Raw genomic sequence first — 17,685 nt, 5'->3', positions numbered from 1 at the left:
GGGAGGTGCTGCCGAGAATTCAGGGGGACCGGAGCGCTTTCAGACCCGGCAACCACTACAAAATCGGAGAGCCAGATGAGAAACAGCATGCCGACGCGCACGTGGCGTCTGACCACCCTTTCCACCTTGCTGGCTTCGGCCATGCTGGCGCCGCTCGCCACGGCCGCTGTCAGCGACAAGGACATCCTCAACGACAGCAAGACCACGCAGGACGTGGTGTCCTACGGCATGGGCCCGCAGGCGCAGCGCTTCAGTCCGCTCACCCAGATCAACGCCAAGACGGTGAAGAAGCTGGTGCCGGCCTGGAGCTTTTCCTTCGGCGGCGAGAAGCAGCGCGGCCAGGAAGCCCAGCCGCTGGTGTACGACGGCGTGATCTATACCACCGCCTCGTATTCCCGCGCCTACGCCGTCGATGCCCGTACCGGCAAGAAACTGTGGGAATACAACGCCCGCCTGCCGGACGGCATCATGCCGTGCTGTGACGTCATCAACCGCGGCATGGCCATCTACGGCGACCTGGTGTACTTCGGCACGCTGGATGCGCGCCTGGTGGCGCTGGACCGCCACACCGGCAAGGTGGTGTGGACCAAGAAAGTCGGCGAATACAAGGAAGGCTATTCCTACACCGCCGCGCCGATGGTCGTGAAGGGCAAGCTCATCACCGGCGTCTCCGGCGGCGAATTCGGCATCGTCGGCAAGGTCGAGGCGCGCGATGCACTGACCGGCGAGCTGGTGTGGTCGCGTCCGGTGATCGAAGGCCACATGGGCACGCTCAACGGCAAGGAGAGCACCATGACCGGCAAGCTGAACGCCACCTGGGAAGGCGATCAGTGGAAGCAGGGCGGCGGCGCCACCTGGCTTGGCGGCACCTACGATCCGGAAACCGACACCATCTTCATGGGCACCGGCAACCCGGCGCCGTGGAACTCGTGGACGCGCAAGGGCGACAACCTCTACACCGCCTCGACGCTGGCGATCAACCCCGACAACGGCGAGATCAAGTGGCACCTGCAGACCACCCCGCACGACGGCTGGGACTTCGACGGCGTCAACGAATTCATCCCGTTCGACCTGAAGAAAGACGGCAAGGTGATCAAGGCCGGCGCCAAGGCCGACCGTAACGGCTTCTTCTTCGTGGCCGACCGCACCAACGGCGACCTGCTGGGCGCCTACCCCTTCGTCTCCAAGATCACCTGGGCCAAGGGCTTCGACCTGAAGACCAAGCGCCCGATCTACAACGACGAAGGTCGTCCGGGCAACCCGTTCGACCCCGCTTCGCAGGGCGCCGACGGCAAGGGCAAGCCGGTGTTCTCCGCGCCGTCCTTCCTGGGCGGCAAGAACTGGATGCCGATGGCCTACAGTCCGAAGACCGAAATGTTCTACGTACCCAGCAACGAATGGGGCATGGACATCTGGAACGAACCGATCACCTACAAGAAGGGCGCGGCCTACCTCGGCGCCGGCTTCACCATCAAGCCGCTCTATGAAGACCACATCGGCGTGCTGCGCGCCATGGATCCCAAGACCGGCAAGATCAAGTGGGAATACAAGAACCCGGCTCCGTTGTGGGGCGGCGTGATGACCACCGCCGGCAACCTGGTGTTCACCGGCACGCCGGAAGGCTTCCTCAAGGCGTTCGATGCACAAACCGGCAAGGAGCTGTGGAAGTTCCAGACCGGCTCCGGCATCGTCGGCAGCCCTGTCACCTGGGAAATGGACGGCCAGCAGTACGTCGCCGTCGTCTCCGGCTGGGGTGGCGCGGTACCGCTGTGGGGCGGCGAAGTGGCCAAGAAGATCAATACCATCACCCAGGGCGGCAGCCTGTGGGTATTCAAGCTGAGCCAGTAATCGAGTAGTCGCCGGCGGCGCGCCCTGGCGTGCCGCCGGCAGGAGAGAATCATGTTGAAAGCATTGCATATCGTCGTGGCGGGCCTGGTCCTGTTGCCCGCTCTGGCCTCGGCCGAGCCCTCCGCCGGGGAATCGCTGGCCAAGAAAAGTGGCTGCTTCGCCTGTCACAGCGTCCAGCGAAAAGTGATCGGTCCTGCTTACAAGGACGTGGCCGAGCGTTATGATGGCGAGAAGGGCGCAGCCGACAAGCTGGCCCTCAAGGTCAAGGAAGGGGGCAGCGGTGTCTGGGGCAGCGCCGGCATGCCACCGCAAGCCCAGCTCAAAGACGAGGATATCCATCACATCGTCGAATGGATTCTGAGTCTGAAATGATTCCGAGCCGGCTGGGCATCACGCCCCGCCGGTTTGTTTTCGAGCCCGTCGCCACGCCGCGCGCCGCCCCCGCGCGGAAGGCCGAGGGCTCCAGGAGCCGTTCAAGATGGAAGCCACGGTGCTGATTGCGGACGACCATCCGCTGTTTCGCGAGGCCATGCGACTGGTGGTGTCGTCCGCGTTGGGCGAGGGCAGCGAGATCGTCGAGTGCGAGTCGCTCGACGCGGCACTCGACGCGGTGCGCCGCAACCCGGCCATCGAGCTGGCGATGATCGACATCAACATGCCGGGCATGGACGGCCTGGCCGGGCTCGCCCGGCTGCGCCAGCAGGCGCCGACGCTGCCGGTGATCGTGGTCTCGGCCGACGAGCGCCACAGCACCGTGGAGGCGGCGATGTCGGTGGGCGCCTCCGGCTTCATTCCCAAGTCCTTCTCGCGCGACAGCATGACCGAGGCGGTGAACGCGGTGCTGGGTGGCGACATCTACCTGCCGCCGTCGCTGGCCGACCGCGACACCGGGGTGCCTGGCAGCAGTCCCGAACAGTTGCAGGACCTGGCCAGCCGTCTCGCGCTGCTTACCAAGCAGGAACGCTGCGTGCTCGACTACATCGTCGGCGGCAAGTCGAACAAGGTGGTGGCGATCGAGCTCAACATCGCCGAGAGCACCGTCAAGGCCCACGTCTCGGCCATCCTGCGCAAGCTCAAGGTCTCCAGCCGCACCCAGGCGGTGATCAAGGTCGGCGCCTTGCTGCGCATGTGACGCGCCGCGTCGGTACCGTTCTGGCCGGTGCCATTCCCTTGGAACCCGTTCCCGATCTTGCTGCGCAGCCCTGATCAGGGCTCATGTGCCCTGCGTGCAGAGATTTGCTCCGCGATCGGGAATCCTCATGCACTCCGGCACATTCTGGTTCCTGCGCTGCTCTTCATCCCGCCGAGGGTTGCTCGCGACAGATCGCGAGCAGCTTCTTAGAGCGACTTCTCGAAATGCGCCACCAGGCTCTTCAGCGCCTTGGTGGTGTCAAACAGCTTGCCCACCGCGTCCGCCGCCTGTTCCACGCTGTGCGCGTTGCTTTCGGTGATGGCGCTGACTTTCTCCATGTTGTGCGCCACCTCGTTGGAGGCCTGCGACTGCTGGTTCAGCATCGCCGCGATGTCGCGGGCGCTGTCGGCGACCCCGAGGCTGGCCTGCTCGATCTGGCCCAGGCTGGCCGAGGTCTCGCCGATCAGCGCGCTGGCCTGGCCGGTGACCTGGCTGGCGCTATCGATCGAGGACAGGGCGCCGTGGGCGTGCAGTTGCACCTGACCGATCGAGGCGCTGATCTCGGCGGTGCTGTTGCTGGTGCGTTCGGCCAACTTTCTGACCTCGTCCGCCACCACGGCGAAGCCGCGTCCCTGCTCGCCGGCCCGCGCCGCCTCGATCGCCGCGTTGAGCGCCAGCATGTTGGTCTGGTCGGCGACCTCCCGGATCAGCTCGGTGACCGAGCCGATGCGCGCCACGGCCGCGTGCAGGGTGGCGATGGTGTCGCGTGCCTGGGCGATGACGCCGCGCAGGTCGTCGGTGCGTTGCAGCGAGTGCTGCATGCGCTCGTTGCCCGCCTGGACCAACTGGCGCGCGGTGGCGGCGTGCTCCGAGCCGAGGCGAGTGGAGTCGGCGATCTCGTTGACCGAGACGGTGAGCTGCTCCAGCGCGGCCGCCACCTGGGCGATGTCGTTGCTCTCGTCCTTGGCGCGCGCGCGTAGCGTCTCGGCCTGCTCGCCGATGCGCTGGGCGTCCTGGCCGATACGCTCGGTGGCCGACACCACGTCGGCGAGGATGGCGCGCAGGTTGATGCGGGTGGTTTCGAGACGCTGCAGCAGCACGGCGCACTCACGCGGCCCCTGCTCGGCGATCGGGGCCTTGAAGTTGCCTTCGCCAAAATCGGTCAGCGCCGCGTCGGCGCGCCGCAGCGTGGCCCGTACCCGTTGCTGCAGCAGCAGCGTCGCCGTGCCGCTGGCCAGCAGCACCAGCAACAGCCCGCCCTCGCGCAGCAGGGGGGAGGCGGGCCAGGCGCAGGCCGCGCCCAGCAGCACCGTCGCGGCGAGGATCGCCAGCTGCCATGTCAGCCAGGAGGCATGGTGCTGGCGCCGGGTGGCGGGAAAGGTGGCGCGGCCGGCGTTGATCTCGCGGTACAGCCGCTCGGCTTCGCTCACCTTGTCGCGTGCCGGGGCCGCGCGCACCGACATGTAGCCGACGTGCCGGCCGTGCTCGGTGAGCGGGGTGACGTAGGCATCGACCCAGTAGAAGCCGCCGTCCTTGGCGCGGTTCTTCACCAGGCCCTGCCAGGGATGGCCGTCCTTGATGGTGTCCCACAGATCCTGGAACGCCGCCGGCGGCATGTCGGGGTGGCGCACCACGTTGTGCGGCTGGCCGATCAGTTCCGCCTCGGCAAAGCCGCTGATCTCGACGAAGGCGGGGTTGGCGTAGGTGATGCGGCCCTTGAGATCGGTCTTGGTGACGATCGGCCGGCGCGGGTCGAGAAACAACTCCTGCTCGGTGACCGGAAGGTTCTTGCGCATGCTGCCCCCTTGGATGGAAGGAATGGCGGCCGGAGGAGCGGCGCCATGGCAAACGAATTATTCTTATGGCATTGAATGGGTGCTGCTAACATCTGTTCTAGTTGAAGTTATCCATACTGCAAGCCGTGTTTTGGCGCGCCGGACGACGCTCGGCCAGCAGCCTGAACTCGTCGCCCCCGCCGCGGGTCTACCCTCCCTCCTGCTCATGGCGCCCCGGGACGGTTACAATCGGGGTCGACGTGTTCCCTTTATTACGAGCCGCCCGCCCCGGCTAAGGTGGTGGTCGGCCGGCATTCATTGAGTCGCAAGCGTGATTTCCAGAAAACTCAGTCTGTTGTTGCCGGTTCTGCTGCTGGCGGCGTGCGCCGTGGCGCCGCGCCCGGCGGATACCTCGGTTCGTTTCGAAACCGCCAGCGTGGCCGAACTGCCGCAGTGGCAGCAGCAAGCCGCGGCCGAGTCGCTGACGGCGCTGCAGCAAAGCTGCAAGGCGGTGGCGAAAAAGCCGGAATGGAGCGGCGTGTGCCGCACCGCCGCCGCCGTTCCGGCCAACGACGCCGCCGCGGTGCGCCGTTTCTTCGAGACTCATTTCCAGGCCTGGAAGCTGCGTGACGGCGAGCGCGATAGCGGGCTGATCACCGGCTACTACGAGCCGCTGCTCAACGGCAGCCGCGTCAAGACGGCGCGCACCCCGTACCCGCTGTACGGCGTGCCGGCCGATCTCTTGACGCTGGACGTGCCGCCCGCCGAGCGCGCCAAGAGCGTGCTGGTGGCGCGGCGCGGGCCGGGCAACAAGCTGACGCTGCGTGCCGGCGCGACCGTGGCCGCTCCCGGCGAGGTGGAAGTGCGCCCGGCCGACTTCCCCAGCGACGGCCGTACCAACAAGCTGCGCGGCCGCCTCGAGGGCCAGCGCCTGCGGCCCTACTACACCCGCGCCGAGATCGAGCAGGGCCAGGGCGTCGCCAGCGCGCCGGTGCTGGCCTGGGTGGAAAACCCGGTCGAGCTGTTCTTCCTGCAGGTGCAGGGCTCGGGCCGCATCCAGCTCGAGGACGGCAGCTTCCTGCGCGTCGGCTACGCCGAGCAGAACGGCTACGCCTACCAGTCGATCGGCCGCTGGCTGGTGGACCGCGGCGAGCTGACACTGGCCGACGCCTCGATGCAGGGCATCCAGGACTGGATCAAGGCGCATCCGGGGCGCCAGCAGGAGCTGTTCAACGTCAACCCGAGCTACGTGTTCTTCAAGCCGCTGGCGCACGCCGACGGCGGGCCGCTCGGCACCCTGGGCGTGCCGCTCACCGACGGCTACAGCATCGCCGTCGACCCGCGCTACATCCCGCTCGGTGCCCCGGTCTACCTGTCCACCACCTGGCCGCTGTCGAACCAGCCGCTGGTGCGCCTGGTGCACGCACAGGACACCGGCGGGGCGATCCGCGGTCCGATCCGCGCCGACTTCTTCTGGGGCTTCGGCACCGAGGCCGGCATGTACGCCGGGCGCATGAAACAGCCGGGCAGCCTGTGGATACTGCTGCCCAAGGGCATGAAGCCGAGCCAGGCCATCTGATCCGGACCCGACCATGAAACCAACCCCGTTCCTCCTCATCCTGTCCTTGCTGGTGCTGACCGCCTGCAACGAGTCCTCGTCATCCGCCGCCAAGGAGGAGGGGACCAAGGCGCCGCCGGCACGCGAACTGGCCGCAGCTGACGTGCTGGTCGCCAAGGTGGCCCCGCTGGCCGACACCCTGGCCTTCACCGGCACCCTCAACGCGCTCGACAGCAGCACCGTCGCCGCCGAGGTGGAGGCGGTGGTGCGCGAGGTGGCGGTGCGCGAGGGCGAACGGGTGCGGCGCGGCCAGTTGCTGGCGCGGCTCGACAACGAGACCCTGGCGCAGAGCGTGGCCGAGCAGGAGGCGCAGCTCGCCAACAGCCGGGCACGGCTGGGCTTGGCGCGCGTCAAGCGCGACAAGCAGCGCGAGCTGTATGACCGGGGCTTCATCTCGCGCCTGGCGTTCGAGGAAGTGGAGAGCGATTTCCAGGTGCGCGTCGGCGAGCTGAAAGCCCAGGAGGCGCAACTGGCGCGCGCGCGCAAATCGCTGGGCGATACCCGCCTCAGCGCGCCGATCGACGGCGTGGTGTACCAGCGCGCCATCAACCCGGGGGAGCTGGCGCAGCGCAATACGCCGCTGTTCCGCATCGCCGACCTGTCGGTGCTGGAACTGGCGGCCAGTGTGCCGGCGCGGCTGGTCGGCAAGCTGCACGTCGGCCAGCATGCCCGTTTCAGCGTCGAAGGGTTGGCCGAAGAATTCGACGCCGAATTGGTGCGGCTCAACCCGGTCGCGGCGGGCGGCACGCGCAGCTTCACCGTCTACCTGCGCGTGGCCAACCGTGACGGCCGGCTCAGTGCCGGCCAGTTCGCCAAGGGCGGCATCGTGCTCAACGAGGTCGTCGATGCCGTCAGCCTGCCACTGGCGGCGCTGCACGATCTGGGCGGCAAGCCCTGGGTGCTGCTGCTGGAGCACGGTCGCATCGTCAAGCGCCCGGTCAGCGTGCGCTTGCTGGCCGAGGGCGCCGGGCGCGTCGCCGTCGCCGGAGTCAAGCCGGGCGAGACGCTGCTGGCCGCCAACCTGCTGGGCGTCAACCCGGGCGATGCGGTGACGCTCGCCGGCGCACGCTGAGGACGCCGCCATGTGGTTGACCCGCGTCAGTATCCGCAACCCCTACTTCGCCACGGTGCTGATGCTGGCACTGCTGGTACTGGGACTGTTCGCCGCCTGGCGTCTGCCGGTGGAGGAGTTTCCCGACATCCGCTTCCCGGTGGCGGTGGTCAGCACCGCCTACAGCGGCGCCTCGCCCGAGGTGGTGGAGAGCGAGGTGAGCCGGCCGCTGGAAGAGGCGATCAACACCATCAGCGGCATCAAGCACATCCGCTCCTATTCCTTCGAAGGCAGCTCCACCATCGTGGTCGAGTTCGAGCTCTCCACCGATCCCAACGTCGCGGTGCAGGACGTGCGTGACCGTGTCGGCTCGGTGCAGGGGCGTTTCCGGCGCGAAATCTCCACGCCGACGGTGTCGCAGTTCAACCCCAACGACCAGCCCCTGCTGTCGATCACGCTGAGCTCGCCCGAGGTCAGCCCGCGCACCCTGACCACCTGGGTCGACAACGTGCTGAAGAAGCGGCTGCAGACCGTGTCCGGCGTCGGCGAGGCCAAGCTGGTCGGCGGCGCCAAGCGCGAACTGCGCATCGACCTCGACCCCTACCGGCTCGAGGCGGCCGGGCTGTCGCTGCCCGAGGTGGCGGCGGTGCTGCGCCAGGCCAACCAGGACTACCCGGCCGGCGACGTCGGCACCAGCAGCCGCGAGCTGTCGGTGCGGGTGGCCGGCAAGCTCAAGTCGCCGGCCGACTTCGCCGCGCTGCCGCTGGCCTGGAAGAACGGCAACCCGGTGCGGCTCGCCGACGTGGCCGAGGTCAGCGATGCCGAGGCCGAACCCTCCAGCGTGTCGCTGATCGACGGCAAGCCCGCGGTCGGGCTGGAAATCCGCGCCGCGCGCGGCGCCAACGTGGTCGAGGTGGCGGACGGCGTGAAGCGGGTCATCGCCGCCGAGCGCGGCCAGATGCCGCCGGGCACGGTGGTCACCTACACCTACGACAAGTCGCAGGACGTGAAGAATTCGCTGGCCGACGTGCGCGCCACGCTGATCGAGGGCGCGGCGTTGACGGTGCTGATCGTGTTCCTGTTCCTCGGCAGCTGGCGCAGTACGGTGATCACCGGGCTGACCCTGCCGGTGTCGCTGATCGGCACGCTGTTCGCGGTGCAGGCGCTGGGCTTCACCCTCAACCTGATGACGCTGATGGCGCTGTCGCTGTCGATCGGGCTGTTGATCGACGACGCCATCGTGGTGCGCGAGAACATCGTGCGCCACGCCAACATGGGCAAGGGCCATTTCCAGGCGGCGCTGCAGGGCACCGAGGAGATCGGCCTGGCGGTACTCGCCACCACGCTGACCGTGGTGGCGGTGTTCCTGCCGGTCGGCTTCATGGGCGGCATCATCGGCAAGTTCTTCCACGAATTCGGCCTCACCGTCACTGTGGCGGTGCTGATCTCGATGCTGGTCAGCTTCACCCTCGACCCGATGCTGTCCTCGCTCTGGCACGACCCGCACCACCACGGCGACCGCCACAAGGGCCCGCTCGGGCGCCTGCTCGACGGTTTCGAGAATTCGCTCGACAGGTTGGCCGAAGGCTACGTCGGCGTGATCCGCTGGGCGCTGGGCCACCGCAAGACGGTGCTGGCGGCGGCGCTGGCGCTCACCGTCGGCAGCTTCGCGCTGGTGCCGGTGATCGGCGGCGAATTCCTGCCGCGCGAGGACAAGGGCGAGTTTGCGCTGAGCTTCAAGACCGCCCCCGGCTCCTCGCTGGCCTACACCGAGGGCAAGGCGCGCGAACTGGAGCGTACGCTGCGCCGCCTGCCCGAGGTGAGGTCGGTCAACATCACCGTCGGCGGCGGCCGCTTCGGGGCCAGCAAGAACGAGGGGCGGCTCATCGTCAACGTCGGCAGCAAGAAGCAGCGCCAGCGCGACCTGTTCGCACTGATGGACGCGGCGCGGCGCGAGAGCGGCCGGCTCGCCGGGGTGCAGATCCTGTCGATCGAAGAGCTGGGCAAGAAGGGCGGTGGCGGCAAGCCGGTCAACATCGGCCTGCGCGGCAGCGACCTCGCCCAGCTCGAGCAGGCCGCGGCCGACCTGCAACGCCGGCTCGTCGCCATTCCTGGCGTCAGCGACATCGAGTCCAGCCTGAGCGAGGCCGATCCGGCGCTCAACGTCGAAGTACGGCGCGACGCCGCAGCCAGCCTCGGCATCGACCTCGCCGCCGTCGGCGAGAGCCTGTCCACGCTCTTGGCCGGCAACGTCGTCACCACCTGGGAGGCGCCGGACGGCGAGAATTACGACGTGCGCCTGCAAGTGCCCAAGGAGCAGCGCCGCGAGGGCCTGCTCGACGTGCTGACCGTGGCCGGCCCCGCCGATGCCCAGGGGCACAAGCCGATGGTGCCGCTCTCCACCGTCTCCGCCACCCGCAACGCCGAGAGCCCGCGCCAGATCGACCGCGTCGACCTGTTGCGCGAGGTGACGCTGACCGCCAACGTCTCCGGCCGCGACACCGGCTCGGTGTTCGCCGACATCGGCAAGCTCACGGCGTCGCTCAAGCTGCCGCCGGGGGTGACGCTGGCGCAGCAGGGCGAGCGCCAGGACATGCAGGAATCGCTGGGCTTCGCGGTGCAGGCGCTGGCGATGGGGGTGATCTTCATCTACATGATCCTGGTGGCGCAGTTCCGCAGCTTCTCGCTGCCGCTGTCGATCATGGTGGCGCTGCCGCTGGCCTTCGTCGGCGTGTTCCTGGGCCTGCTCGCCTTCGGCTCCACGCTCAACATGTTCTCGGTGATCGGCATCGTCATGCTGATGGGGCTGGCCGCCAAGAACGGCATCCTGCTGGTCGACTTCATCAACCAGTCGCGGCGCGAGGGCATGGCGCGCGAGGATGCCATCGTCGAGGCCGGACGGGTACGGCTGCGCCCGATCATGATGACCAGCTTGGCGATGATCTGCGGCATGCTGCCCCTGGCGCTGGGCGCGGGCGAGGGCTCGGAGTCGCGCGCGCCGATGGCGCACGCCATCATCGGTGGCATGGTGACCTCGACGCTGCTGACGCTGCTGGTGCTGCCGGTGGTGTATACCTACCTCGACGGCCTGCGCGAGCGGGTGCGGCGGCTTATGGGCGGTAAGCGCGGCGGGAAGGTGGGGAAGATGTTGTAGTGCTGCCGGGCAATGAGGTATTGGTGAATAATTGGGGTTGAAAGGGATTCGAAGTGAATGAAAAAAGCGCCGAGGCGCAGTTTACCAGGGCCGTAAATTTCCTGCGCCGAGGGGATGCGTCTTCGGCCCGCCCGCTAATGACCAAGGTTGTACGGGCATATCCGCAAAGTGCGCCTGCTCATTTCATGCTGGGAATTGCCTGCGCCATGCTGAGTGATAATAAAAGGGCTCTGGAGTGTTTTGATAGAGCGGTGGAGGTTGATTCGTCTTTTATTGATGCCTACATCAACAAGGGCGTGGTGTTGAAGAAAATGGCTTTTTATGATGCAGCGGTAGCTTGCTATGACCGGGCACTTGTCATCAACCCGCGCTCGGCCGAATCGTACAATAATCGTGGAAGCGCCTATCTCGGCCTCGGCCGTCTCCATGAGGCGGTGGAAGATTTTAACCACGCGATCACTCTGAACCCGACCTATGCGGATGCCTATTGCAATATGGGGGGAGCTTTGGCTGACAGTGACGCCTTTGCCGAGGCGCTGTCTATGCTTGACCGTGCCATTGAGCTTGCTCCTGCTATGGCGGAGGCCCACCTGAACCGAGGAAATGCGTTGAACGGGCTGAGGCGTTTCGAAGAGGCCGTTGTCAGCTACGAGCAGGCATTGAAATTGCGACCAAATTATTCAGAGGCGCTCTGTAATCGCGGGCATTCTCTTGTCGAGCTGAACCGGTATGAAGATGCTCTGCACAGTTATAACCAGGCCATCAAACTGGAAAAGAACTATGCGAGTGCCTTTAACGGTAAAGCCAAGTCCCTAGTGGGGTTAAAAAAAATTGATGAGGCCCTCGTCTGTTACGAACGGGCGATCGAATTAAAGCCGGAGGATGCACTATACGAATGGGGAAAAGCATTGTTGCTTATCCTGCAGGGTAATTATGAGGAGGGCTGGAGACTCTACGAGTCTCGCAAGCGGCATAAGAAATTTAAAGAGAATATTTGCCGCATCCAAGATTTTGCACAGCCTCTCTGGCTTGGCGAAGTGAATCTCAGCGGTAAAACTATACTGTTGCATCATGAGCAGGGGCTGGGCGATACGTTGCAGATGTTGAGGTATGTTCCGTTGCTAGCCAAATTCGGTGGGGATGTCGTGGTGCAAGTGCCCGCTTCATTGGTCCAGATCGCGGCCAGTGCCGATCCTGCTGCTCGGATTGTGGCGAAGGGGAATCCTTTGCCCGAATTCGACCTGCAGTGCTCTTTCATGTCGCTGCCAGGTATGTTTAGAACCACCCTAGATACGGTTCCCTCAGCGGTTCCTTACCTGCAGGCGTCTAAGAGCAGCAAGCAATACTGGCACCAGAAGCTAGGGGATAAAAGCAAATATCGCATCGGTCTGGTTTGGTCAGGCTCTGCTCAGCATCGAAACGATCACAATCGCAGTATCCCCCTCATGGCCTTATTACCATTGTTGGATATCGATGCCGAGTTTTTTTCTCTACAGAATGAGTACCGTGAGGCAGATGGTGAAGTGTTGCGTCAGAAAGGACAAATTCAGGATCATGCTAAAGAGTTGGGGACTTTTAATGATACTGCCGGCTTCATTGAACAGCTTGATCTGATTATCTCGGTCGACACCGCCATTGCTCACTTGGCTGGTGCGCTGGGAAAGCCAGTCTGGTTGCTGTTGCCTTATTCCCCGGATTATAGATGGGGTCTGGAGCAATCGGAGAGTGCCTGGTATCCCTCAGCCCGTTTGTTCCGCCAGCCTAGAGCGGAGGATTGGGAGAGTGTTGTACAGACGGTGGCGAACGAAGTAAGCAAGTTAGTCACGGCCTAACCAAGCCGAAAATGCAAAATTCAAAAATGATATAAATATAAGAACTATTAGTATTTTTTAGAATATTTAATGAGTGTACAGTAGGGCGATGCACCTTTAGAAACTCCTGCCATGCGCCACGACTACGCCGACTTCGACTTCATCATCCAGCCCGGCTGGAACAACTCCGCTCCCGAGCACTGGCAAAGCCACTGGCAGCACAGCCTCGGCGCGCGCCGCGTCGACAATGAGGAGTGGAACACGCCGCGGCTGGAGGACTGGCTGGAGGGGCTCGACCGCGCCGTCGAGGCGAGCCGCCGCCCGGTGGTGGTGATTGCGCACAGCCTGGGCTGCGTCACCGTCGCCCACTACGCTCGGCGCCACCCGCACAAGCTGGCGGGCGCGTTGCTGGTGGCCCCGGCGGACGTCGAGCGCGCCAGCGCCCCGCCGGCACTGCTACCCTTTGCGCCCTTGCCCGAAGCGGTGCTGCCGTTTGCCGCGCGCATCGTCGCCAGCGACAGCGATCCGTTCTGCCTGCCGTTGCGCTCGGCACGCCTCGCCAGCCTGTGGCAGGCGCCGCTGGTGTGGCTGCGCCATGGCGGCCACATCAACGTGGCGTCCGGCCATCACCAGTGGGAGGAGGGGCTAGTTGAGCTCGACGCCTTGCTGGATGTCGTGAGCGCGGGGCAGGGCGGCGGGGCTCAACGGCGGGAGGCCTGAGCCGGGAGGTCTCCAGCTAACGGCGCGGACGGCGCCGTCTGGCCGCCCTCGCGGCGGGCTGGGCGGCTCACTCTGCCAGCGCCACCACCACGCGCTTGTTGCGTGCCCCCTTGCTCTCGATCTTCTTGATCACGACCGGGCCGATCTCGCCGGTGCGGGCCACGTGGGTGCCGCCGCAGGGCTGCAGGTCGACGCCGTCGACCTCGATCAGGCGGATCTCCGGCAGTTCCAGCGGGGGCGTGACCGACATGGTCTTGATCAGCTCCGGCTGCGCCTTGAGCGCCGCGCCCGAGGTCATCACCACCTTCACCGCACGGTCCTCGGCGATCAGCCGGTTCAGCTCGCGTTCGATCTCGTCACGATCCAGCACCATGCCTTCCGGCAGGTCGAAGTCGAGCCGGCCCGACTCGGTGGTCAGGTTGCCGCCGGTGACGCCGGCCTTGATCACCACTGACAGCAGATGCAGGCAGGTATGCACGCGCATGTGGCGGTGGCGCCGTGCCCAGTCCAGCTCCAGCGTCACCGGGGTGCCTTCGGCCAACCTTGGGGCATCGGCCGCCACTAAGTGCACGATGTCGCGCGTGGCCTTGTCGCGGCGCGTGTCCTGCACCGTCAGCACCATTCCGTCCGTCGTGCTCAGCGTGGCGCAGTCGCCCGGCTGGCCGCCGCCCAGCGGGTAGCACAGTGTCTCTTCCAGCACCACGCCCTGTTCGTCGTGGCGGCGTACCCGGGTCTCCAGCCGGGTCTGGTAAGGGTCGCGGTAGAAGGCTTCCTGCATGATCTCTCCTGTTGTCCTGTGAGGATGTTCCCGGCAGCCAAACTCCAGGGAACCCGTTCTCAGAACCTGTTTATGATCTCGCGAGCTAGAGCGAGACAAGGCAAAAACGGCTGAGGAAGCGGAGTTTACAAGGGGTAAATGAGCATTCCGAAGACGTGTTTAACGCGGTATCGCCGACGCGCAGCAGATCGTAAACAGGTTCTCAAGAAGAGTGGGGACGGCGCAGCACATTGGCAAGACACACTCGCCGCCGTTTTCGGCCATACAGTTCAGCGCAACCCGCCCAGCCAGCGCAGCAGCTGCCACGCCGCCATGCCGAGCAGCAAGACCCCGGCCAGCCGGCTGATCAAGCGCCGCTGCGGCGTGCCGAGCCGCTCTCCGAGCCGACCCGTAACCATGGCAAGCAGCCCCCACCACAGTGCCGAGCCGGTAAAGACTCCGGCGATCATGCTCCAGGCGTCCGTCGCCGACAGCGCGCTGCGGCTTGCCGCCAACGCCGCGAACACCCCGCTGAAGGCGACGATGGTCATCGGGTTGGCTAGCGTCAGCGCGAAGGTGGAGAGGAACAGCCGTGGCAGCCGCCCTCCCGGCAGCGCGGCGGCGCTGGTGGTGGCCGCTCCGCTTTGCAAGGTGCGCCAGCCGAGCCAGCCCAAGAACACCGCGCCGGGCAGGCTCAGCCACTGCTGCAGACCGTTCAGATAAGCCGACAGCACGGCGAGGCCGAAGGCACCCAGCGCGCCGTACAGCCCATCGGCGCAGGCCGCCCCCAGCCCGCTGACGAAGCCCGCCAGCCGGCCGTGCTGCAAGGTGCGCTGGATGCACAGCAGGCCGATCGGCCCCACCGGGGCGGCAATCGCCAGCCCCATCAGCACCGCCTTGGCGGCCAAGCCCAAACTGCTCTCCATGCTGCTCTCCTCCCGGGTTTTCACTACGCCTCAGTGTGCCCGCGGCAGTGCCGCGCTAACATGGCGAAACACAGGAAGTTAGCAATGGCTGCCTGAAAATATAAGGCTAAAATGAAAAGGGGGAGAAAATCGTCATGGAACTGGACCGGAAAAACTGGGCCATTCTCGAGGCCCTGCAGCAGGATGCCCGACTCACCCTGACCGAGCTGGCGCGCCGCGTCGCTCTGTCGGTGCCGGCGGTCACCGAACGCGTCAAGCGCCTGGAAGAGGCCGGCGTGATCACCGGCTACCACGCCGACGTGGCGCCGCAGCAGGTCGGTTACGGACTCTCCGCGCTGATCGGTATCAACTGTGCCCAACCCTACAAGAACCGCCTGCTCGACACACTGCGCGCCGCGCCGGAGGTGCTGGAATGCTGCCACGTCACCGGCAGCGACTCCTACATCATCAAGGTGGTGACGCGTGACACCAGCCATCTCGAGGCCTTCATCGGCCGCATCAACCACTTCGGCGAGACGCGCACCTCGATCGTGTTGTCGGTGCCGATCCCGCCGCGCGCGATCCAGCCCTGCACACCGGATGGCACGTGAGCCGGGGGCGGCGCGTCACGGGCATGGCGCCAGGCCGATACGCGGGTCTCACCAGCGCGGATGGCGGTGCCAGGGGAAGCCCGGCCAGAAATCGTCGCGGTAATCCAGGCGGTACTCCAGGTAGGCCGGGTAGTAGCGCTTGAGGAAGGCGGCTTCCAGCTCCGCCGGGCAGACATTCTCGTAGCGCTCGCCGCGGCGGCCGACGCGCTCGCCGTTGTCCGGCGTGCAGTACTCGCGCAAGCCTTGCTCGCGGGCCGCCAGGTAGGCCTGGCGGTCGATGCCGAGGCCGAAGCGGGCGCAGGCCTCGACGTGCTTGTCCAGCCGCCACAGTCCGTAGCCCTGGCGGCCGTCTTCCCGTCCCAGCTCGGAGGCGGGTTTGCTGCGGCATTCCTGCTCGTTGAGCGTGGCGCAACCGGCGAGCAGGACCGTCAGCGCGATCAATATGGCTCGGGACATGCAGTTCTCCTGTTTGCCGGTGCAACCGACCTCAACGCAGCAGGCCCGTCACGCGCGCGGCGATCAGTTCCAGCGCCGGGTCGTTGGCGCCGTGCGGCAGAATCACGTCGGCAAAGCGCCGGGTCGGCTCGACGAACTGGTGGTGCATCGGCCGCACCGTGGCCAGGTACTGCGCGACAACCTGCTGCACGGTTCGACCGCGTTCGGCGATATCGCGTTCCAGGCGGCGGATGAAACGCACGTCGCCATCGGTATCGACGAAGAGCTTCAGCGCCATCCGCTCGCGCAGCGCGGCATCGTGCAGCGCCAGGATGCCCTCCAGCACGATCACCGGTGCGGCGACGACGGTCTGGCTCTGGCCCGCGCGGCGATGGGTGGCGAAGTCGTAGTGGGGCATGGCGATCGGCTGCCCCTCACCCAGCGCGGCGAGATGCTCGCGCAGCAGCGCCCAGTCGAAGGCGTCGGGGTGGTCGTAGTTGGTCTGGCTGCGCTGCTCTGCCGAGCGGTGCGGCTGGTCGCGGTAGTAGTTGTCCTGCACCAGCAACGCCACGCGCTCGCGGCCTATGGCCTCGGCCAGCAGGGCGGTGACGGTGCTCTTGCCGCTGCCACTGCCGCCGGCGATGCCGATGATGAAGGGGGAGGTCATGACGGGCATTCCCGAAACGAAAAGACGCGCCATTCTAAAGCAAGGATGGCGCGTCTTGTCTGGTCCGGGTCTGTCAGTCGCCGCCGGCGGCGATTTCCGCTTCGGCCTCATCGTACCACTGCTGCATCGCCGGCAGCTCCAAGATGTGGTCGGCGTAGGCTTGGGAGCGCGCCGGCAACGCCACGTCGTAGCTGACGAAGCGCGCCACCACCGGGGCGTACATGGCGTCGGCGATGGTGAAATGGCCGAACAGGAATGGCCCGTTGTCCTGATGGCCGTGCAGCAGCTCCTCCCACAGCTCGACGATACGGCGGATGTCGGCCGCCGCCGCCTCGGGCACGGCGAAACCGCTGTGGCGCGAGACGATGTCCATCGGCAGGTGCTGGCGCAGCGCGGCGAAGCCGGAGTGCATCTCGGCCGCGACCGAGCGGGCCAGGGAGCGTTCGGCCAGGTCCTCCGGCCACAGCCGGGCCGCCGGAAAGCATTCGGCCAGATATTCGCAGATCGCCAGCGAATCCCACACCCGCAGCTGGCCGTCCAGCAGCACCGGCACCTTGCCGGCGGGGTTGGCGGCCAGGATGCGGCTCTTGGTATCGGGCTGAAACAAGGGAATCAGCTGTTCGTTGAACGGCTCGTCCAGCATCTTCAGCACCAGCCAGGGGCGCAGCGACCAGGACGAGGAATTCTTGTTGCCGATGACCAGGGTGAACATGGGGTTCTCTTTCATGACGGGAGCACTCCTCATTGTGGAAACAAAAACGCCCCGCGGCAAGGCAGGGCGTTTGGAGGGCGTTCAGGACTGGTGAAAGAAATCGTCCCACAGAGACTCCCGGCGGTCCTCGCCGCGCCAAGACGCCGCCGCACGTGTGGTACGGCGAGCATCACCGGAGCGGGATCGGAATGTGCCGCGGACGAATTCACCAGCCATCAAGCCACTTCGTCGATCCAGGCCTGCTGGATTGCTTCCAGCACCTTCTCGCCGCCGCGCTGGTGGTCGTCGTCGAATTCAGGCAGCTCCACCACCCAGTTGTGCAGGTCGGTGAAACGGATCGCGGTCGGGTCGACTTCCGGGTGGGCGTCGGCCAGTTCGATGGCGATGTCGTGGATGTCGGTCCATTTCATGGTTCGGCTCTCCTCAGCGCTTGTAAAAGAAATCGTCGCGCGCGGCCCTCAGTGGGCATGAGCCCCGATCAGGGACGCG

16 protein-coding genes are annotated in these 17,685 nt (G+C 65.9%); 9 read left to right on the top strand and 7 right to left on the bottom strand.

What is annotated here, in order from left to right:
* Positions 1-87 precede the first annotated feature (87 nt).
* The 3 genes from NH8B_RS16745 (at position 88) to NH8B_RS16735 (ending at position 2,980) form a co-directional block, all read left to right on the top strand.
* Positions 88-1,848: a PQQ-dependent methanol/ethanol family dehydrogenase gene (locus NH8B_RS16745; protein WP_014088302.1), complete on the top strand. Its 1,761-nt coding sequence runs from the start codon at positions 88-90 to the stop codon at positions 1,846-1,848.
* A 51-nt stretch (positions 1,849-1,899) separates the two neighbouring features.
* Positions 1,900-2,220, top strand: a complete 321-nt coding sequence (locus NH8B_RS16740; RefSeq protein WP_008952547.1) for a c-type cytochrome — start codon at positions 1,900-1,902, stop codon at positions 2,218-2,220.
* A gap of 106 nt (positions 2,221-2,326) precedes the next feature.
* Complete coding sequence (locus tag NH8B_RS16735) at positions 2,327-2,980, top strand: response regulator transcription factor (RefSeq protein ID WP_008952548.1); 654 nt, start codon at positions 2,327-2,329, stop codon at positions 2,978-2,980.
* Between the two features lie 206 nt (positions 2,981-3,186).
* On the opposite strand, the gene NH8B_RS16730 is transcribed toward NH8B_RS16735, so the two are convergent.
* Positions 3,187-4,776: a methyl-accepting chemotaxis protein gene (locus NH8B_RS16730; RefSeq protein ID WP_014088301.1), complete on the bottom strand. Its 1,590-nt coding sequence runs from the start codon at positions 4,774-4,776 to the stop codon at positions 3,187-3,189.
* A 310-nt stretch (positions 4,777-5,086) separates the two neighbouring features.
* On the opposite strand from NH8B_RS16730, the gene NH8B_RS16725 reads away from it, so the two are divergent.
* The 5 genes from NH8B_RS16725 to NH8B_RS16705 all read left to right on the top strand — a co-directional run bounded on the left by NH8B_RS16725 (position 5,087) and on the right by NH8B_RS16705 (position 13,109).
* Positions 5,087-6,334: a murein transglycosylase A gene (locus NH8B_RS16725; RefSeq protein ID WP_014088300.1), complete on the top strand. Its 1,248-nt coding sequence runs from the start codon at positions 5,087-5,089 to the stop codon at positions 6,332-6,334.
* 13 nt (positions 6,335-6,347) lie between these two features.
* Positions 6,348-7,445 (top strand): efflux RND transporter periplasmic adaptor subunit, encoded by a 1,098-nt coding sequence (locus tag NH8B_RS16720; RefSeq protein WP_014088299.1) that lies wholly within the window; start codon positions 6,348-6,350, stop codon positions 7,443-7,445.
* 10 nt (positions 7,446-7,455) lie between these two features.
* Positions 7,456-10,578, top strand: a complete 3,123-nt coding sequence (locus NH8B_RS16715; RefSeq protein ID WP_014088298.1) for an efflux RND transporter permease subunit — start codon at positions 7,456-7,458, stop codon at positions 10,576-10,578.
* Positions 10,579-10,631: 53 nt separating this feature from the next.
* Positions 10,632-12,410: a tetratricopeptide repeat protein gene (locus NH8B_RS16710; protein ID WP_014088297.1), complete on the top strand. Its 1,779-nt coding sequence runs from the start codon at positions 10,632-10,634 to the stop codon at positions 12,408-12,410.
* 111 nt (positions 12,411-12,521) lie between these two features.
* Positions 12,522-13,109 (top strand): RBBP9/YdeN family alpha/beta hydrolase, encoded by a 588-nt coding sequence (locus NH8B_RS16705; protein ID WP_014088296.1) that lies wholly within the window; start codon positions 12,522-12,524, stop codon positions 13,107-13,109.
* A gap of 67 nt (positions 13,110-13,176) precedes the next feature.
* Here NH8B_RS16705 and NH8B_RS16700 read toward each other — a convergent pair whose 3' ends face one another.
* The gene (locus NH8B_RS16700; RefSeq protein ID WP_014088295.1) at positions 13,177-13,887 is read right to left on the bottom strand and encodes an alanyl-tRNA editing protein; all 711 of its coding nucleotides are present in this window, start codon (positions 13,885-13,887) and stop codon (positions 13,177-13,179) included.
* Between the two features lie 269 nt (positions 13,888-14,156).
* Positions 14,157-14,792, bottom strand: a complete 636-nt coding sequence (locus NH8B_RS16695; protein WP_008952556.1) for a LysE family translocator — start codon at positions 14,790-14,792, stop codon at positions 14,157-14,159.
* A gap of 134 nt (positions 14,793-14,926) precedes the next feature.
* On the opposite strand from NH8B_RS16695, the gene NH8B_RS16690 reads away from it, so the two are divergent.
* Positions 14,927-15,382 (top strand): Lrp/AsnC family transcriptional regulator, encoded by a 456-nt coding sequence (locus NH8B_RS16690; protein WP_014088294.1) that lies wholly within the window; start codon positions 14,927-14,929, stop codon positions 15,380-15,382.
* Between the two features lie 48 nt (positions 15,383-15,430).
* On the opposite strand, the gene NH8B_RS16685 is transcribed toward NH8B_RS16690, so the two are convergent.
* The 4 genes from NH8B_RS16685 to iscX form a co-directional block, all read right to left on the bottom strand.
* Entirely contained in the window at positions 15,431-15,838 is a 408-nt protein-coding gene (locus NH8B_RS16685; RefSeq protein ID WP_014088293.1) for a DUF2799 domain-containing protein, read from the bottom strand.
* A gap of 31 nt (positions 15,839-15,869) precedes the next feature.
* Positions 15,870-16,484, bottom strand: coding sequence for a uridine kinase (gene udk / locus NH8B_RS16680; protein ID WP_014088292.1), 615 nt, complete (start codon positions 16,482-16,484; stop codon positions 15,870-15,872).
* 73 nt (positions 16,485-16,557) lie between these two features.
* A complete protein-coding gene (locus tag NH8B_RS16675; RefSeq protein ID WP_014088291.1) occupies positions 16,558-17,211 on the bottom strand; it encodes a glutathione S-transferase family protein in 654 nt (217 codons plus the stop codon).
* A gap of 200 nt (positions 17,212-17,411) precedes the next feature.
* The gene (gene iscX, locus NH8B_RS16670; RefSeq protein ID WP_008952561.1) at positions 17,412-17,606 is read right to left on the bottom strand and encodes a Fe-S cluster assembly protein IscX; all 195 of its coding nucleotides are present in this window, start codon (positions 17,604-17,606) and stop codon (positions 17,412-17,414) included.
* Positions 17,607-17,685 lie beyond the last annotated feature (79 nt).

The organism is Pseudogulbenkiania sp. NH8B (assembly GCF_000283535.1).
GTDB lineage: Bacteria > Pseudomonadota > Gammaproteobacteria > Burkholderiales > Chromobacteriaceae > Pseudogulbenkiania > Pseudogulbenkiania ferrooxidans.
The sequence above is the reverse complement of the archived record's forward strand: the minus strand, read 5'-3'. Positions and strand labels throughout refer to the sequence as shown.

Coding starts and splice junctions, on each gene's coding strand:
- NH8B_RS16745 (WP_014088302.1), top strand. CDS start 88: ATGCCGACGCGCACGTGGCGTCTGACCACCCTTTCCACCTTGCTGGCT.
- NH8B_RS16740 (WP_008952547.1), top strand. CDS start 1,900: ATGTTGAAAGCATTGCATATCGTCGTGGCGGGCCTGGTCCTGTTGCCC.
- NH8B_RS16735 (WP_008952548.1), top strand. CDS start 2,327: ATGGAAGCCACGGTGCTGATTGCGGACGACCATCCGCTGTTTCGCGAG.
- NH8B_RS16730 (WP_014088301.1), bottom strand. CDS start 4,776: ATGCGCAAGAACCTTCCGGTCACCGAGCAGGAGTTGTTTCTCGACCCG.
- NH8B_RS16720 (WP_014088299.1), top strand. CDS start 6,348: ATGAAACCAACCCCGTTCCTCCTCATCCTGTCCTTGCTGGTGCTGACC.
- NH8B_RS16715 (WP_014088298.1), top strand. CDS start 7,456: ATGTGGTTGACCCGCGTCAGTATCCGCAACCCCTACTTCGCCACGGTG.
- NH8B_RS16705 (WP_014088296.1), top strand. CDS start 12,522: ATGCGCCACGACTACGCCGACTTCGACTTCATCATCCAGCCCGGCTGG.
- NH8B_RS16700 (WP_014088295.1), bottom strand. CDS start 13,887: ATGCAGGAAGCCTTCTACCGCGACCCTTACCAGACCCGGCTGGAGACC.
- NH8B_RS16695 (WP_008952556.1), bottom strand. CDS start 14,792: ATGGAGAGCAGTTTGGGCTTGGCCGCCAAGGCGGTGCTGATGGGGCTG.
- NH8B_RS16690 (WP_014088294.1), top strand. CDS start 14,927: ATGGAACTGGACCGGAAAAACTGGGCCATTCTCGAGGCCCTGCAGCAG.
- NH8B_RS16685 (WP_014088293.1), bottom strand. CDS start 15,838: ATGTCCCGAGCCATATTGATCGCGCTGACGGTCCTGCTCGCCGGTTGC.
- udk (WP_014088292.1), bottom strand. CDS start 16,484: ATGACCTCCCCCTTCATCATCGGCATCGCCGGCGGCAGTGGCAGCGGC.
- NH8B_RS16675 (WP_014088291.1), bottom strand. CDS start 17,211: ATGAAAGAGAACCCCATGTTCACCCTGGTCATCGGCAACAAGAATTCC.
- iscX (WP_008952561.1), bottom strand. CDS start 17,606: ATGAAATGGACCGACATCCACGACATCGCCATCGAACTGGCCGACGCC.